The sequence below is a fragment of the Enterobacter cloacae complex sp. 302F9 genome, assembly GCF_050030335.1.
Taxonomy (GTDB): Bacteria; Pseudomonadota; Gammaproteobacteria; order Enterobacterales; family Enterobacteriaceae; genus Enterobacter; species Enterobacter hormaechei_C.
In genome coordinates, this window is the sequence record NZ_JBLGUC010000001.1 from 1,257,398 (window position 1) to 1,272,817 (window position 15,420).

The 15,420-nt window shown below is 51.5% G+C and carries 17 protein-coding genes; 7 read left to right on the plus strand and 10 right to left on the minus strand.

The features are described from left to right. Positions 1–48: 48 nt before the first annotated feature. Positions 49–288, plus strand: coding sequence for a helix-turn-helix domain-containing protein (locus ACQG0T_RS05930; RefSeq protein WP_017382498.1), 240 nt, complete (start codon positions 49–51; stop codon positions 286–288). A 45-nt stretch (positions 289–333) separates the two neighbouring features. On the opposite strand, the gene ACQG0T_RS05935 is transcribed toward ACQG0T_RS05930, so the two are convergent. From ACQG0T_RS05935 to ACQG0T_RS05950, 4 genes are all read right to left on the minus strand, one after another. Continuing rightward, on the minus strand, positions 334–1,971 hold the full coding sequence (locus ACQG0T_RS05935; protein WP_271040595.1) for a P-loop ATPase, Sll1717 family: 1,638 nt from the start codon (positions 1,969–1,971) through the stop codon (positions 334–336). A 210-nt stretch (positions 1,972–2,181) separates the two neighbouring features. After that, positions 2,182–2,724 (minus strand): 1,2-dihydroxy-3-keto-5-methylthiopentene dioxygenase, encoded by a 543-nt coding sequence (locus ACQG0T_RS05940; RefSeq protein WP_047734263.1) that lies wholly within the window; start codon positions 2,722–2,724, stop codon positions 2,182–2,184. After that, positions 2,721–3,410 (minus strand): acireductone synthase, encoded by a 690-nt coding sequence (gene mtnC / locus ACQG0T_RS05945; RefSeq protein ID WP_017382495.1) that lies wholly within the window; start codon positions 3,408–3,410, stop codon positions 2,721–2,723. The genes ACQG0T_RS05940 and mtnC overlap by 4 nt, the downstream gene beginning before the upstream one ends. Beyond that, positions 3,407–4,021: a methylthioribulose 1-phosphate dehydratase gene (locus ACQG0T_RS05950; RefSeq protein ID WP_017382494.1), complete on the minus strand. Its 615-nt coding sequence runs from the start codon at positions 4,019–4,021 to the stop codon at positions 3,407–3,409. The genes mtnC and ACQG0T_RS05950 overlap by 4 nt, the downstream gene beginning before the upstream one ends. A gap of 122 nt (positions 4,022–4,143) precedes the next feature. Between ACQG0T_RS05950 and ACQG0T_RS05955 the strand changes: the two genes are divergently transcribed. Next, positions 4,144–5,304, plus strand: coding sequence for a pyridoxal phosphate-dependent aminotransferase (locus ACQG0T_RS05955; RefSeq protein WP_271040596.1), 1,161 nt, complete (start codon positions 4,144–4,146; stop codon positions 5,302–5,304). Here the strand turns inward: ACQG0T_RS05955 and ACQG0T_RS05960 are convergent, their stop codons facing one another. From ACQG0T_RS05960 to citR, 3 genes are all read right to left on the minus strand, one after another. Beyond that, positions 5,305–5,931: an IbrB-like domain-containing protein gene (locus tag ACQG0T_RS05960; RefSeq protein ID WP_047717946.1), complete on the minus strand. Its 627-nt coding sequence runs from the start codon at positions 5,929–5,931 to the stop codon at positions 5,305–5,307. It lies immediately after the preceding gene. Next, positions 5,916–7,139 carry a phosphoadenosine phosphosulfate reductase gene (locus ACQG0T_RS05965; RefSeq protein ID WP_271040597.1) on the minus strand — a complete coding sequence of 408 codons (1,224 nt, stop codon included), beginning with the start codon at positions 7,137–7,139 and terminating at the stop codon, positions 5,916–5,918. The genes ACQG0T_RS05960 and ACQG0T_RS05965 overlap by 16 nt, the downstream gene beginning before the upstream one ends. A 126-nt stretch (positions 7,140–7,265) precedes the next feature. Further along, positions 7,266–8,186 carry a DNA-binding transcriptional repressor CitR gene (citR, locus tag ACQG0T_RS05970; protein ID WP_017694326.1) on the minus strand — a complete coding sequence of 307 codons (921 nt, stop codon included), beginning with the start codon at positions 8,184–8,186 and terminating at the stop codon, positions 7,266–7,268. A gap of 621 nt (positions 8,187–8,807) precedes the next feature. On the opposite strand from citR, the gene ahpC reads away from it, so the two are divergent. Continuing rightward, on the plus strand, positions 8,808–9,371 hold the full coding sequence (gene ahpC, locus ACQG0T_RS05975) for an alkyl hydroperoxide reductase subunit C (RefSeq protein ID WP_014882974.1): 564 nt from the start codon (positions 8,808–8,810) through the stop codon (positions 9,369–9,371). Positions 9,372–9,559: 188 nt separating this feature from the next. Beyond that, a complete protein-coding gene (gene ahpF, locus ACQG0T_RS05980) occupies positions 9,560–11,125 on the plus strand; it encodes an alkyl hydroperoxide reductase subunit F (protein WP_017382489.1) in 1,566 nt (521 codons plus the stop codon). Positions 11,126–11,184: 59 nt separating this feature from the next. Here ahpF and uspG read toward each other — a convergent pair whose 3' ends face one another. Further along, positions 11,185–11,613 (minus strand): universal stress protein UspG, encoded by a 429-nt coding sequence (uspG, locus tag ACQG0T_RS05985; RefSeq protein ID WP_006809652.1) that lies wholly within the window; start codon positions 11,611–11,613, stop codon positions 11,185–11,187. Between the two features lie 181 nt (positions 11,614–11,794). Here uspG and ACQG0T_RS05990 point away from each other — a divergent pair, with 181 nt between their 5' ends. Continuing rightward, positions 11,795–13,033, plus strand: a complete 1,239-nt coding sequence (locus tag ACQG0T_RS05990; protein ID WP_047063341.1) for a zinc-dependent alcohol dehydrogenase — start codon at positions 11,795–11,797, stop codon at positions 13,031–13,033. Positions 13,034–13,043: 10 nt separating this feature from the next. Here the strand turns inward: ACQG0T_RS05990 and yldA are convergent, their stop codons facing one another. Further along, positions 13,044–13,133 carry a small membrane protein YldA gene (yldA, locus tag ACQG0T_RS05995; protein WP_015571155.1) on the minus strand — a complete coding sequence of 30 codons (90 nt, stop codon included), beginning with the start codon at positions 13,131–13,133 and terminating at the stop codon, positions 13,044–13,046. Positions 13,134–13,270: 137 nt separating this feature from the next. Continuing rightward, the gene (gene rnk, locus ACQG0T_RS06000) at positions 13,271–13,681 is read right to left on the minus strand and encodes a nucleoside diphosphate kinase regulator (protein ID WP_006809650.1); all 411 of its coding nucleotides are present in this window, start codon (positions 13,679–13,681) and stop codon (positions 13,271–13,273) included. 262 nt (positions 13,682–13,943) lie between these two features. On the opposite strand from rnk, the gene ACQG0T_RS06005 reads away from it, so the two are divergent. Both ACQG0T_RS06005 and ACQG0T_RS06010 read left to right on the plus strand, forming a co-directional pair. Beyond that, complete coding sequence (locus tag ACQG0T_RS06005; RefSeq protein WP_003858756.1) at positions 13,944–14,564, plus strand: flavin reductase family protein; 621 nt, start codon at positions 13,944–13,946, stop codon at positions 14,562–14,564. A gap of 1 nt (position 14,565) precedes the next feature. After that, positions 14,566–15,420, plus strand: coding sequence for a helix-turn-helix domain-containing protein (locus ACQG0T_RS06010; protein ID WP_026094381.1), 855 nt, complete (start codon positions 14,566–14,568; stop codon positions 15,418–15,420).

Consider the following 15,420-nt stretch of genomic DNA (forward strand, 5'->3'; position numbering starts at 1 on the left):
ACAACGGGAGGATATTCGATTTCAGGATATTTGTATGGAATCGGAACAATGGCCTCAGTTTACTCGGATGAATACCAGCGTGTTATCAATGCGTTGAAGAAAGCTCGTAAAGAGAAGGGGATTACTCAGGCCCAGCTTGCGGAGGCTTTAGGGAAACCCCAATCGTTTATCGCTAAAGTGGAAAGTGGTGAACGCAGGTTAGACGTGGTGGAGTTTGTGCATCTGGCGAGATTACTTAGCTTAAGTAACGAAGAGGTCCTTACTATTTTACAATCTTTAATATGTTAAAATTATGGGCGCATTATATTTTTAGCGCCCTAACTCAAAAATTACTCAATCTATCTCGTCATCTCTATCATCTTTATTATAAATATCAGATATCGCAATTTTTATATCTAATGCTTTATGCAACATTTTATGTACTTTGATATGACTTGCCCTCTTTATTTCAGCTTTATTTACAGGACCACTATCTCTGAAAGACCATTTATATGGAGTTAAGGGGCTAACTTTGAATCCTATCGCACTAATATTGTATAAGCATAAAAATATCTCGTTAATGACATCAGATTCTCTTACTTCGCTATTGAGCATTTTAGAAGCGATGATTGCGCATGGGTCATTAGTATTTTGAATGGCGAGTTCCGATGCTACAGATTCTATGTTGTTTTTAGGAATAAGTGTTCGGGTGAATTTTTCTGGAACCTCTCTGAGGATTTCTATAGTTTCTTCGAAAGATGGATATATATCTCCCCATTCTTCTTTTAAAGAACGCAATCTTTTTTCTGAATAAACACTTTCAGCTTTATGAATGGAATCCCAGGAGATTCGTTCTCTGTTGAGTGCTATTTTAAAACATTCATTTACGAACTGTAAAACATCCCTTGGCCGATATAGTGTTCTCTCTATAATATACTCGATTGGCAACATTCCCTTACTCCCTCCTTTGGGGGATGGGAAAAGATCATTAATTTCGACGTTTTCTCTTGTATATTGTTTTTTGAAAACCTCTTGGATTCTCTTTGAAACTAACTCATTAAGTTGATTTGCGGTCCATTGAAGATCAAGAATATATGATTCGTACTTCTCCTCTTGAAATCCAGAGCCTCTTGTGATATTGAATACAGATTTAAGAAGGTCATGTCTTAAAGCAGCTATTATCTTGACGTTCTTGATACGTCTGAATACTTTTATCTCTTCAATTAATGCTCTTATGAATTTATATCGAGTGTTGTTTTCGGCCCAGTTTTCATCAAGCTGATCTATAACAATGTAATGTTTCTTTTGAAGATCTGAGAATGAATGTTCTGCAAGCATATCGAGAACTTCATTTAATTTTTGAATTTGCATTCCACTAACAACCTCAGAAGCTCTTTTCTTTATTTCATGCTTATCTTCCTCAGATATTCTCTTGGCTGCCTCAGCATTTAATTCAATGCCATGAAGTGCTGTTCCTATTTTGGCTTTAGTGTCATTCTCAAGTTTTTTTGTTATTTCTCTCAGGTGTGTGTCTGTGTCAATCCAAAATTTATCACCCCATTCTCTAAAATATTCTAATGCGCGTTTCCTGATTTCATCTTTTCTTAAAAAACTAGCTAAGCTGGTGAGGAAATTTCTTGTGTCACTCTCGCTGCTTATATCATGACGTATTTTTAAAAACTCCATTATAAGTATGTGTCGCCAGAGTATTTTATAGAATAAATCTAAATTTATGTCTAGCGCTTCAAAAAAAGAAATAATATCAGAGTGCTCAAGAAAACGGATTGATATATCGTTAGGATCAAGCTTCTTGTATCTATATGCTTTATTCATTACTTTGTGCAATAATGCGCTTTTCCCTGCTCCAGTTCTTCCTACAACAATAGACGATGTATCATTAGTATCTAGTAATTTTGATAGATATCCACTATCTACAAAGCATTCATCAAGTAATTGTGTATCGGATTCGGCATCGAGTTCGCCAATCCTCAAGTTTTGTCGTATTATTATTGGATTTTTGCCATGTTAATCTCTTTGGGAATAAGTAATAATCATTAACGATAATTTATTTTTATAGAATATTAGTTGTGTTTTTTATTGAATGAAGTAAAGTATTTGTGATTTGCTTCGCAAATTTAAGAATAAGATATAATTTATAAAAGTTCCTTCATCTTGAAGGAACTGTACTTGTTTATTTGGATATTATTTTAGGCGTGGGTATGCATCCGCAATCGCATCCCCGGTAAACTGCGCCACCCAACCCTCCGGGTTATCGAAAATACGAATCGCCGTAAAGTTCGGCTCTGAGCCCATATCAAACCAGTGCGGCGTGCCCGCGGGAACGGAAATCAGGTCGTTTTTCTCGCACAGCACCTGATACACTTCATCGCCGATGTGCAGGCAGAACAATCCCGCCCCTTCCACGAAAAAGCGCACTTCGTCTTCACCGTGAGTGTGTTCGTTCAGAAACTTCGCGCGCAGCGCCTCTTTCTGCGGATTGTCGGCGCGCAGGCTGATCACATCCCAGCTCTGGTAACCTTTCTCTGCCACCAGCTTGTCGATCGCATGCTGATAGGCCGCGATCACGGCTTCAGGCGCGGGATCGTGCCCTAAATCGCGATCCGCAGCCCAGCGTTCAAACCGCACGCCTTTGGCGTTGAGCTGTTGGGCAATCTCGGCGGCGTCGGTGCTGTGCCACTGGTGCTGACTGGCGTCTTTATCGGAATAAATGGTCAATGCGCTCATGAAGGGATTTGCTCCGGATTAATCTCGTCAAACTGGTGGATCTGATGATGATGGCTTGCGCCGTCATCTTCACCGCGAATCAGTTGCAGGGTGCGAAAACCCGCCTGCTCAGCTGCGTCCAGCTCCTGATGAATATCCGACAGAAACAGGATCTGCGACGGGGCAATGCCCGTTTGCGCCGCAATATTTTGATAAGACTGCATCTCGCGCTTGGCGCCAATGTGGGTATCAAAATAGCCGCTGAACAGATGAGTAATATCACCTTCGTCGCTGTAGCCAAATAACAGTTTCTGCGCGGTGACGGAGCCAGAGGAATAAACATAGAGATCAATCCCTTGCGCCTTCCATTTTTCCAGCGCGGGCAGTACGTCAGGATAGAGGTGTCCGGTAAAGTCACCGTTGACGTAACCGTCCTGCCAGATGATGCCTTGCAGGGCTTTGAGCGCCGTCGATTTGCGGTCTTCATCCATAAAGGTAAACAGTACGTTGATGAGATCGCTGACGCTGGCATGCGGAGCGCTGATTTCATCGCGCAGGTTGTCCAGAATCGATTTGACCGGCTCGGCGTACTGCTGCGCGGTCACGAAGGCCGCCAGCCGCTCACGCGCGTAGGGGAACAAAACATCATGGACAAAACGGATATCGCTGGTGGTCCCTTCAATATCCGTCACAATCGCGCGAATCATACTCTCTCCCATTGTCGTAAACGCATTTCGCATTCAAATAAGAATTCTAACCCTTCCAGATGACGGCGGGCTTCGGCCACGTCGCGTCCCCAGCAGGTTAAGCCATGACCGCGCAGAAGAAAACCATAATTAAGCGGGCGTTCCTGCGCGTAATGGGCGATGCGCGAGGCGAGGGCGTCGATGTCCTGGTCGTTATCAAACACCGGGATGGCCACCGTATCCTGGTGCGTGGTCTGCCCGGTAAGGGATTTTTGCATCTCGAAACCGGTGATCTTCAGCTCGGCCTCGTTGACCAGACGCGACAGCACCGTGGCATTGACGGTGTGAACGTGCAGGACGGCGTTAGCCTCGGGAAACAGGCGATAGATGAGGGTATGCAGCCCGGTCTCTGCCGACGGTTTACGGCCAGACGGCGCACGGTTGGTGGCGATTTCAACCTGTAGAAAATCGGCGGTGGTCAGGCTGCCTTTGTCTTTTCCGGATTCGCTCAGCCAGCACAGGTGTTCATCCTGACGCACGGACATATTGCCGCCGGTAGCGGGCGCCCAGCCTTTAGCGCCAATCCAGCGGCAGGCCTCGACCAGGTGTGTGAGTTGCAGGTTGTCTGTCATTTCCTTTTACCCTCTCGGTCAGGAATATTTATATCGTTTAGACGTCTAAGCGTCTTGATTGCCAAAGACTAACATCGTGTTATAGTGTCAGCAACATAAGTATTACAGGCAGGCACACTACAATGAGCAATAACCCGTTGATCCCGCAGAGTAAACTTCCAAATCTCGGCACGACGATTTTTACCCGGATGAGCGCTCTGGCGCAGCAGCATAACGCCATTAACCTCTCGCAGGGGTTCCCGGATTTTGACGGCCCGCGCTATTTGCAGGAGCGTCTGGCGTACCACGTGGCGCAGGGGGCAAACCAGTACGCGCCGATGACCGGCGTGCAGGCGTTGCGTGAAGCCATTGCGGATAAAACGGCTGAGCTGTATGGCTATAAACCTGATGCGAACAGCGATGTCACGGTAACCGCAGGGGCGACCGAAGCGCTGTATGCGGCGATAACCGCCCTGGTGCGTACCGGCGATGAGGTGATTTGTTTTGACCCAAGCTACGATAGCTACGCCCCGGCGATTGAACTGGCCGGCGGCGTAGTGAAACGCGTGGCGCTCCAGCCGCCGCATTTTCGTCCGGACTGGCAGGCGTTTGCCGCGCTGCTGAGCGATAAAACCCGGCTGGTGATCCTGAATACGCCGCACAACCCATCGGCGACGGTGTGGCAGAAGAGCGATTTTGCCGCCCTGTGGCAGGCCATCGCCGAACGTGAAATCTATGTTCTGAGCGACGAGGTGTATGAGCATATCTGCTTCGCCGAAGAGGGACATGCCAGCGTGCTGGCGCATCCGCAGCTTCGTGAGCGTGCAATCGCGGTATCGTCATTTGGCAAAACCTACCATATGACCGGCTGGAAGGTCGGGTACTGCGTGGCGCCCGCCGCCATCAGCGCTGAGCTGCGTAAAGTGCACCAGTATCTGACGTTTGCGGTGAACACACCCGCTCAGCTGGCGCTGGCGGATATGCTGCGCAGCGAACCCGGACACTACCGTGAGCTACCGGATTTCTACCGTGCGCGTCGGGATCGGTTTGTGGCTGCGTTGAGCAAAAGCCGTCTGGAGATTTTACCCTGTGAAGGGACCTATTTCCTGCTGGCCGACTACAGCGCGATTTCCGATCTGGACGACGTGAGTTTCTGCCAGTGGCTGACGAAAGAGGTGGGCATGGCGGCCATTCCGCTGTCGGTGTTCTGCGCCGATCCCTTCCCGCATAAGCTGATCCGACTTTGCTTTGCGAAGCAGGAATCGACGCTGCTGGCAGCGGCAGCGCGGTTAAACGCGCTCTGACTATTTCACCGTCCAGGCTTCAGAAAAACGACGGTCTGCGAAGAGTTCGAGCAGACCGTTGATCTGCTTCAGACGCAGTACTTCATCGCTGTCCATACCCAACTCCTGGCCAATTTTCTGCTCACTCCAGCCCATAAGCACCAGCTCGCGCACGATTTCTGACATGGCGTTGATCTGGTGGCGTCCGCGCGCGCGGTTGTGGCGAATGGTCGCAGCCATGCGGTCGAACTTTTCCTGCCGCGCTTTACGCAGGCAGGTGACAGGAAGGTAACCCTTAAGCTGGCGCTTCAGGGTCGCCCGGTTACTGCCGATATCATGGCGGTGAAAACCATCGACAATTTCGTAGTGCTGTGGCGCATTTTCCGTCACCACGATAGGCTGTGTGAATCCATCCAGCTCCAGTGACTTGCTGAGCAGCCGCTTTTCCGGTGGCGCGACGTTATTTGGGTTGTAATCGTTAGCGCTGATGTTTGTCTTTTTTATCCACAATACGCAATCGACGGGCTGATCGCGAAAAGGGCTGATTTCATGTAATGCCTGACGAAACGCATTAATAGCGGTTATTCGCTCTTCCTCAGAAAGTGCCTGAAGGTACGTTTCCATTTCGGTGATTATTCGTTGTTGCATAAAATCCCCCATTCCTTGCGTTTTGCTTTCACTCTGTCGCTGTAGCGCTGATAGTGTTTGGGCTTATTTGGGCTAAACGAAAGTGCCCGGCACCAATAGTCATTGTTGAGTAAAACCTTACAAATGCGTCGCCAGGAGGGGATATCTTTTGCACCAATGTCACCCTCCTGCGTATCGGGAATATCGTTCATGCCTCGCTTTTGATACCAGTGGAGATAAACCGCGATTTTATTGCGGTAATGTTCCGCCGTATTTTGCGGCATGCTGTCGAGTAGCAGCATGGCGTATTCGCGCCAGCCAAGATGGTCTGGTTTCAGGATCTTCCGGTGGCCATAAAAATGGTTATCGTGCCCGGCATAAATACCGCCGCTGCGCACCCCGCAGGCACGCTCACACATCGCCGCCCAGCGTTCGGGTTCAATGACATGATAGAGCCACAAGCCCTGACGCTGTTCCGGGCCAAACGGTTCGCAGATGCGCATATAACGCGGCGGCACCCCCGCCTTGTACATCAGGTCGTATAACGGGTTATAGCAACATTTCGATTTCGCTAACCACGTCCAGATGTCGGCGGTTTTCCAGTCGTACAGAGGGTAGATGTACCAGGTGTGCCCGCCCGGTGCGACGGTCGTCCAGGGTTTATCGTCAGAAAAGCGCTGCTTACGTGCCGACGCGATAGCCAGAAAGCGGTTGTAGGATTCATCGGCGCGGATCCCCACCATAACGGCGGCAGGACGTTTTTGCGCATACCATTCGGCAAACTCTCGCACGAAGACTTCAAACGTCATTCCCTGCTGATAAAAATCGAAATAGTGATAATCGGTAATGGCATCTTCCGGTGGCTGGCGAACCCAGTTTGTCCCGGGTTCCCAGCACTGCCATTCAGGTTGAAACTGTGACAGGGCGTTCTGGGTCGTGAGCGGAAGCGCTACCCACCAGAACTGATGGATAACATCCCGATACAGCGTTCTCATCGTGTCAACATGCTGAATGGTTGAGGAGAATTGCGCTTCCCAGTCCAGAAAGATGACATCTATTTTTCGCTTTAATTGCCGTGCTTGCTGGGCAACGAGATGCAGCATCACGGTAGAATCTTTTCCACCGGAAAAGGAAACGCATACCCTGGAGAAATTGTTTAGCGTCCAGTCTATGCGTTCCGCTGAAGCGTCTAAAACATTTTCCTGTAAAGGGATTTTATAGATCGACATGGTTAATCGCATCCTGCGTGTTAAATGTCTGGAAAAAATTAAGACGATATTATGAAATCATTTTTCATTATTTTCACGGGATCATTTTTTCAGTTTGCGATTTTTATATTCATCATATAAATGATTTTACGCAGATGGAGCGGAAAGACAGAGTTTATGCATTTTCTCAATGAACGTTGAAAAAACGCTGCTGTTCAGCGATGAACGGCTGTAAAGCATATAGACATGTATTTCGGGCAATTCAAATGGGGCGGCGATCCGTTTTAATTTTAACGTCTCTTTATAGGCTTCATAGATTGATACGGGTATAAAGCCTAACAGATCAGATGAACTGACCATGGAGATAAGCGAAATGATGGAGTCCGTGCGAAAAGCAATATCTCTTTCCGGGAAAAGGTCATTGGCGCGATTCTGGAACTCTTTAACGCCCGGGTGCGCACTCTGGTAAAAGGTGAATTTTTCCCGGTATAACGCTTCAAGACTGACCGTATCGGCGAGTCTTGGATGGTTTTCTCGGCAGATTAACGCTATTGGCACCGTGGCAAAGTGAGAACACACCACAGAGCGATTCTTAATTGGGGCAATAGTAAAGATCAGGTCGGCTTTACGGTAGGCGAGCAGGTCCTCTGCGGATTCCGGGGAGATAAGCATATCTCGTTGTTCTATCTCGTAATTTTCCTCTGACATTAGCAGCTTCATTGGTTCGAGCATATAGCCGGGCGACATCATTTGAGAGCAATAGATAACGAACTTTTTCTTGATGTCCGAGTGATGCATCATGTTGATCGTCTGCTCAATTTGGTTGAGATTCTGTTCAAGATGATGATGCAGGTTGGTGCCCACCGTGGTCGGCGTAATTCCCTTACCTGAGCGGATGAACAGGGGGTCATTGAGCTGGCCACGCAGACGTTGCAGCGACTGGCTCACGGCGGATGGCGTGATATAAAGTGTCTCGGCAGCCTTACTGATACTGAGATGTTGGTAAATGCATTCGAAGATGACTAACAGATTGAGATCGAATTTTTTTAGGTCGTAGAGGTTGGCCATGTTTCGTCCTGAGTGTGCTGTGTTTGCTGTCGTTATCACATCATGGAGTACGACAGAGGGAAGTTACCTTTAACAATCCGTGGGGGTAACTCGCTTAATTTAAAAATTAAGTGATCTTAATATATCACGGCTTTGGATTATTGAAACACAACTTCAAGATTTATTAAGATAATTTTATCTTTAAAGTGTGATTGAATTATTTGAATGACAACTGGCATTTATATATAGCGCGAAATTTATAATGAAATTAAATTTATAACGTTTCTGAGACCTGTTCGATTCTGCCTATCACAACCATAGGCAGGACTATCCCTCTTATGCATTGCTCAATGCGCGCACGGATGCTGTAATCAAACCGCTGTTACGGCCTTGATACAAGGTATGTAGAGCGCAACGCAACGCCAGCTTCGGCTGGCACTGAATGTACCTGCGGGGAATTCAGGTATCAGGGCCGCCCGTTGAGGCGGCCTTTTTACTTTCAGGCTTTCCTGTAAAAGGTTCACCTTGCTGTCTTGTTGCTGTTGTAAGGTTTGGCTGATTGATTTGATAAAGCATACGCATTAGCCCCGATGAACAAAGTTGGTTACCTTACATCTCAACGAAAACACGGAGGAAGTACAGATGTCCTTGATTAACACCAAAATTAAACCTTTCAAAAACCAGGCGTTCAAAAACGGTGAGTTCATCGAAGTAACTGAGAAAGATACCGAAGGCCGCTGGAGCGTGTTCTTCTTCTATCCGGCTGACTTCACCTTCGTTTGCCCGACCGAACTGGGCGACGTGGCAGACCACTACGAAGAACTGCAAAAGCTGGGCGTAGACGTTTACTCTGTTTCTACCGATACCCACTTCACCCACAAAGCGTGGCACAGCAGCTCTGAAACTATCGCGAAAATCAAATACGCGATGATCGGCGACCCGACTGGCGCCCTGACCCGTAACTTCGACAACATGCGTGAAGATGAAGGCCTGGCAGACCGCGCGACCTTCGTTGTTGACCCGCAGGGCATTATCCAGGCTATCGAAGTTACCGCTGAAGGTATCGGCCGTGATGCATCTGACCTGCTGCGCAAAGTGAAAGCTGCTCAGTACGTTGCTTCTCACCCAGGCGAAGTGTGCCCGGCGAAATGGAAAGAAGGCGAAGCGACGCTGGCTCCATCTCTGGACCTGGTCGGCAAGATCTAAGTCTGTAAAGCCTGGCGGCGCTACGCTTGCACAGGCCTACAGTATCGTAGGCCGGGTAAACGAAGTGCCACCCGGCAATCAATGGGCGCTCCCCGCGCCCATTTCATTCCAGCACCATGATGCAAGTTGCATTCAGGCAGCCCGTATAAGGCGGCTTGCATGATGACGTTTTAAGAGAGGGAAGAATAATGCTCGACGCTAACATGAAAACCCAGCTCAAGGCCTACCTTGAGAAACTGACCAAACCTGTTGAGCTGATTGCCACGCTGGACGACAGCGCGAAATCGGCAGAAATCAAAGCGCTGCTCACAGAGATTGCTGAGCTGTCGCCGAAGGTGACCTTCAAAGAAGACAACACGCTGGCAGTCCGTAAGCCTTCTTTCCTGATCGCCAACCCAGGGTCTGACCAGGGGCCGCGTTTCGCGGGCTCTCCGCTGGGGCACGAATTTACGTCCCTGGTGCTGGCGCTGCTGTGGACCGGTGGTCATCCGTCAAAAGAAGCGCAGGCGCTGCTGGAGCAGATCCGCGATATCGACGGTGATTTTGAGTTTGAAACCTATTACTCACTCTCCTGCCATAACTGTCCGGACGTGGTGCAGGCGCTGAACCTGATGTCAGTCCTCAACCCACGCATTAAGCACACGGCGATTGACGGCGGTACGTTCCAGAACGAAATCACCGAGCGCAACGTGATGGGCGTTCCGGCGGTTTACCTGAATGGTCAGGAGTTCGGCCAGGGGCGTATGACCTTGACCGAAATCGTCGCCAAAGTGGATACCGGCGCAGAAAAACGTGCGGCGGAAGAGTTGAACCAACGCGATGCGTACGACGTACTGATTGTTGGCTCCGGCCCGGCGGGCGCAGCGGCGGCGGTGTACTCCGCACGTAAAGGGATCCGTACCGGTCTGATGGGCGAGCGTTTCGGTGGTCAGGTTCTGGATACCGTTGACATTGAAAACTACATTTCCGTGCCGAAAACCGAAGGCCAGAAGCTGGCCGGGGCGTTGAAAGCGCACGTCAGCGACTACGACGTGGATGTCATTGACAGCCAGAGCGCCAGCAAACTGGTTCCGGCCGCGGTCGAGGGTGGTTTGCACCAGATTGAAACGGCGTCCGGCGCGGTGCTGAAGGCGCGCAGCGTGATCATTGCCACCGGCGCGAAATGGCGCAACATGAACGTCCCGGGCGAAGATCAGTATCGCACCAAAGGCGTGACCTATTGCCCGCACTGTGACGGCCCGCTGTTCAAAGGTAAACGCGTCGCGGTGATCGGCGGCGGTAACTCCGGCGTGGAAGCGGCTATCGATCTGGCGGGAATTGTTGAACACGTTACCCTACTGGAGTTCGCCCCGGAGATGAAAGCGGACCAGGTGTTGCAGGATAAGGTGCGTAGCCTGAATAACGTCGATATTGTGCTCAATGCCCAGACGACAGAAGTGAAAGGCGACGGCAGCAAAGTGACCGGTCTGGAATACCGTGACCGCGTGAGTGGCGATATCCACAGCGTGGCGCTGGCAGGGATCTTTGTTCAGATTGGCCTGCTGCCAAACACCACCTGGCTGGAAGGCGCGATTGAGCGCAACCGCATGGGCGAGATCATCATTGATGCGAAATGCGAAACCAGCGTGAAGGGCGTATTTGCGGCGGGCGACTGCACCACCGTGCCGTACAAACAGATCATCATCGCCACTGGCGAAGGTGCGAAAGCGTCGCTGAGCTCGTTTGATTATCTGATCCGCACCAAAACCGCATAATAAAAGAAAGCAAGACGACACCTGCAATGCCAGAGGCCACCAAAAGGTGGCCTCTTTTTTTATCTCACGACCATCACCGGAATGTGGGTGTGGCGGATCACGCTGGAGGCGTTCGACCCCAGCAGGTGAGTGGTGATGGAAGGGTTACGTGAACCAATCACTACCACGTCGGCATTTAATTCCCCCGCCAGCTCATTAACGGCGTCGCGCACGCTACCGAACCGGACGTGGGTTTTGATGCGGGAAGGATCGATGCTGAAGTGCCCGACCATGGTTTGCAGGCGTGTCTCGGCTTCATGCTGTAAATGCTCTTCAAAACGACGCACATCAGCAGCGAAACGATGCAGGCTCAGGCTGGCAGAGCCCGGTAAAACATGCAGAAGATGAATAACTCCGTCCTGCTGCGCGAGAAATTCCGCGTGACGTACAGCCTTATCACTCAGTTCCATTTCGAAAACATCAACCGGCATAATGATTGTTTGATACATAACCGTTTCTCCTTGTTTATAAACGCTGAAATCATTCAACCACAAAATATAAAAGGTTTCTGTAATCCCGACAGCACTTTTTTATCTCGCCAGGATAAATCTCAAAACAGCCGGATTCCGGGGCAGATCCCGAGAGGTAGCTACCCTTTTATAAGCTTACCCACACCCTTTCGGAGGTTGCATGAAAGCTCTCACCTATCACGGTCCACATCATGTTCGGGTCGATAATGTCCCCGATCCGGGCATCGAACAGCCTGACGATATCATCCTGCGCGTAACGGCCACGGCGATCTGTGGTTCTGATTTGCATCTTTATCGCGGAAAAATTCCCAAGGTCCAGCACGGCGATATCTTTGGTCATGAATTTATGGGCGAGGTGGTGGAGTGCGGGAGCGAAGTGAAAAACGTGCAGAAAGGTGACCGGGTGGTGATCCCGTTTGTGATTGCCTGCGGTGACTGCTTCTTTTGCCAGATGCAACAGTACGCGGCCTGCGAAAACACGAACCGCGGGCAGGGCGCGGCGCTGAACAAAAAGCAAATTCCCGCCCCTGCCGCGCTGTTTGGCTACAGCCATCTTTACGGCGGCGTGCCGGGCGGACAGGCGGAGTATGTGCGCGTCCCGAAAGGCAACGTGGGGCCGTTTAAAGTGCCCCAGCTGCTGTCTGACGACAAAGCGCTTTTCCTGTCAGATATTCTGCCTACCGCCTGGCAGGCGGCAAAAAATGCGCAGATCCAGAAAGGCTCCAGCGTCGCCGTATTCGGGGCCGGGCCGGTGGGGTTACTGACCATTGCCTGCGCGCGGCTTCTCGGCGCAGAGCAGATTTTCGTGGTTGACCATCATCCCTATCGACTGCGGTTTGCCCAGGAGCGCTACGGCGCGATCCCGATTAACTTTGATGACGATAACGACGCGGCGGAGAAAATCATTGAGCAAACGGCCGGACAGCGCGGGGTGGATGCGGTGATTGATGCCGTCGGGTTTGAGGCCAAAGGCAGCACCACGGAAACGATCCTCAGTAACCTGAAAATTGAAGGCAGCAGCGGCAAAGCCCTGCGCCAGTGCATTGCTGCGGTGCGACGCGGCGGCGTGGTCAGCGTGCCGGGCGTGTATGCCGGTTTTATTCACGGCTTCCTGTTTGGCGATGCCTTCGATAAAGGGCTGAGCTTTAAGATGGGGCAGACCCACGTTCATGCCTGGCTGGGAGAGCTGCTGCCGCTCATCGAAAAAGGGCTGCTTACCCCGGAAGATATTGTGACCCACTATCTTCCGCTGTCTGATGCGGAGCGCGCCTATAAGATCTTCGAAAAACGGGAGGAGGAGTGCCGCAAGGTGATCCTGGTGCCTGGCGCAGACACCCCGGAGGCAGCGCAGCAGAAAGTGAAGGGACTGGTGAATGCCTTCCCCGGCGGCGTTGTGTGAAGTTCCTCACTCACCAGTGGCGCTCAAGGTACAGCACCGCCACGACGAGGATCGCCAGGATGATGAGAAAAACCAGTGTGATAACAAGTATCTCACCCATGACCGTCCCCACGGCACCACAACAGAGTAAGCGTGGATTAAGCGGTTTTTGTCCGGTATAGCACAATTGGGTGAATTTGCGGAAAGAGGATGCGGGTGCATCCTCTGTGCAAAGCGGGGTCGCTTGTTCAGAAGGGATTAACGCAGGTAATCGCCAGCGGCTTCGGGCTGGTAGAGCAGCTCAAGCACTTCCAGGTGAGCGGAGGCGCCGCCCGGGAGTTCCCAGTGGATGGTATCGCCCGTGCGCAGTCCAAGCAGCGCTGCGCCCACGGGTGCCAGCACCGACAGTTGCGTGCTGCTGTCGGTCATCTGCGCCGGATAGACCAGCGTACGGGTGAGCTCCTCTCCGGTGGTCAGGTTGCGGAACTTCACCTGGCTGTTCATGGTGACCACATCATGCGGCATGGTCTCAGGCGTACACATCTGCGCCCGGTCGAGCTCTTCGTTCAGCGCATCGGCTACCGGCAGCGAGGCGAATTCTGGTTTCTCCAACAGTCGGTCAATACGTTCTGCGTCGAGTTCATTGATGATAATCGTAGGTCTGGACATTTTTACTCCATGTCGTTAATGCTGCGTGTAACGCAGAAACCAATCCAAAAGAAAACCCTCGCCGTCTGGCAGCGAGGGTTTAACTTATCTGATGATACTGTCTGAAACCGTAAGTTTGAAGTGATGAAGGTCACAATCATGCGCCATATGAATTTTTGGCAATAAACCCGGCGTCCCGATTCACGCTGAACGGAAATTTCGTTACGCTGGAAAGACTGAACCCGGGCAATGCGCGTTGCAGCCCCAGCGTAGAGAGAGCGATATGTACTTTTACCAACCGTCTCAGGGGCACGGCCTGCCGCACGACCCGCTGAACGCCATTATCGGTCCACGTCCGATTGGCTGGATCTCATCCTGTGATAAGGCCGGTCAACTGAACCTTGCCCCGTACAGCTTCTTTAACTGCTTTAACTATCGCCCACCGATCATTGGTTTTTCAAGCAACGGCTGGAAGGATAGCGTGCGGAATATTACCGAAACGGGGGAGTTTGTCTGGAACCTCGCAACGCGCGATCTGGCCGAGGCGATGAATGAAACCTCCGCCACGCTCCCTCATGGCGAGGATGAATTTACCTTTGCCGGCCTGACGCCCGTAGCCAGCCAGCTTGTGAGCTCGCCGCGCGTGGCGGAAAGCCCGGTGAATTTCGAGTGTCGATTGTCACAGTGCATTCAGCTTACCGGCGCGGATGGGACACCGATTGATACCTGGCTGGTGCTCGGCGAAGTCGTGGGCGTCCATATCGCCGAGAGTTTGCTGGAAGAGGGGATTTACCAGACCGCGAAAGCGCAGCCCATTCTGCGTGCGGGTGGACCTACAGCCTACTACGCCATCAGTGACAGCCATCGCTTCGATCTGGTACGCCCGGATGCGCGCAGGGGGTGATATGCGCGCAACCCTGTTGCCCGCCGATCAGCAGTTTTTTGCCGATCTGTTGAGCGGCCTGGTGCTCAACCCACAGCAGCTGGGGCGAGTCTGGTTTGCTCAACGTGGCGCGTCTGACGCTGTCGGAAGCGTGAGCCGCGACTGGCCACGGCTTGATGTCGTTCTTCGCGGGGAATATGGCAACAGACTGGTTACCGGGCAGCAGACCCTCTGCCAGGGGGAAATGCTGTTTCTTCCCGCCCAGGCCGCCAGCGTCCCGGTGTTTGAACGACCGGTCATGCTGCTGAGCATTCTTTTTGCGCCGTCGTGGCTGGGGCTGGTGTTTCATGATACCCGTCACGGGCGATCCGTGCCTGCGCAGCGACACGTTGAGCTTCCTCATCCTGAACGAGGCGAATGTGCTGCGATGCTGATGGCCCTGACGCACCTGAGCGCTTCCCCGCAGGATCAGGCCATTATTCAACCGCTGGTGCTGAGCCTGCTGCACTGGTGCCGGAAAGTGGTGTCGTCGCTGCCTGAACCGGGACTGTCGCGCGGGGATTTTCTCTATCAGAGCATTTGTAACTGGGTGCAGGAAAACTATGCTGAATCCCTGTCGCGGGACAGCGTCGCCGCGCTTTTTAATATTTCGGCTAACCATCTGTCACGCCTGTTCTCCCAACAGGGGACGATGAGTTTTGTGGATTACGTTCGTTGGGTGCGTATGGCGAAGGCGAGAACCATCCTGCAAAAATACCACCTGCCGGTGGGGGAAGTGGCGAAGCGCTGCGGCTATGCCGATAGCGACTATTTTAGCCGTCTGTTCCGGCGCCAGTTTGGCCTGACGCCGGGGGAGTATCGCGCACGCTTTCAGTGA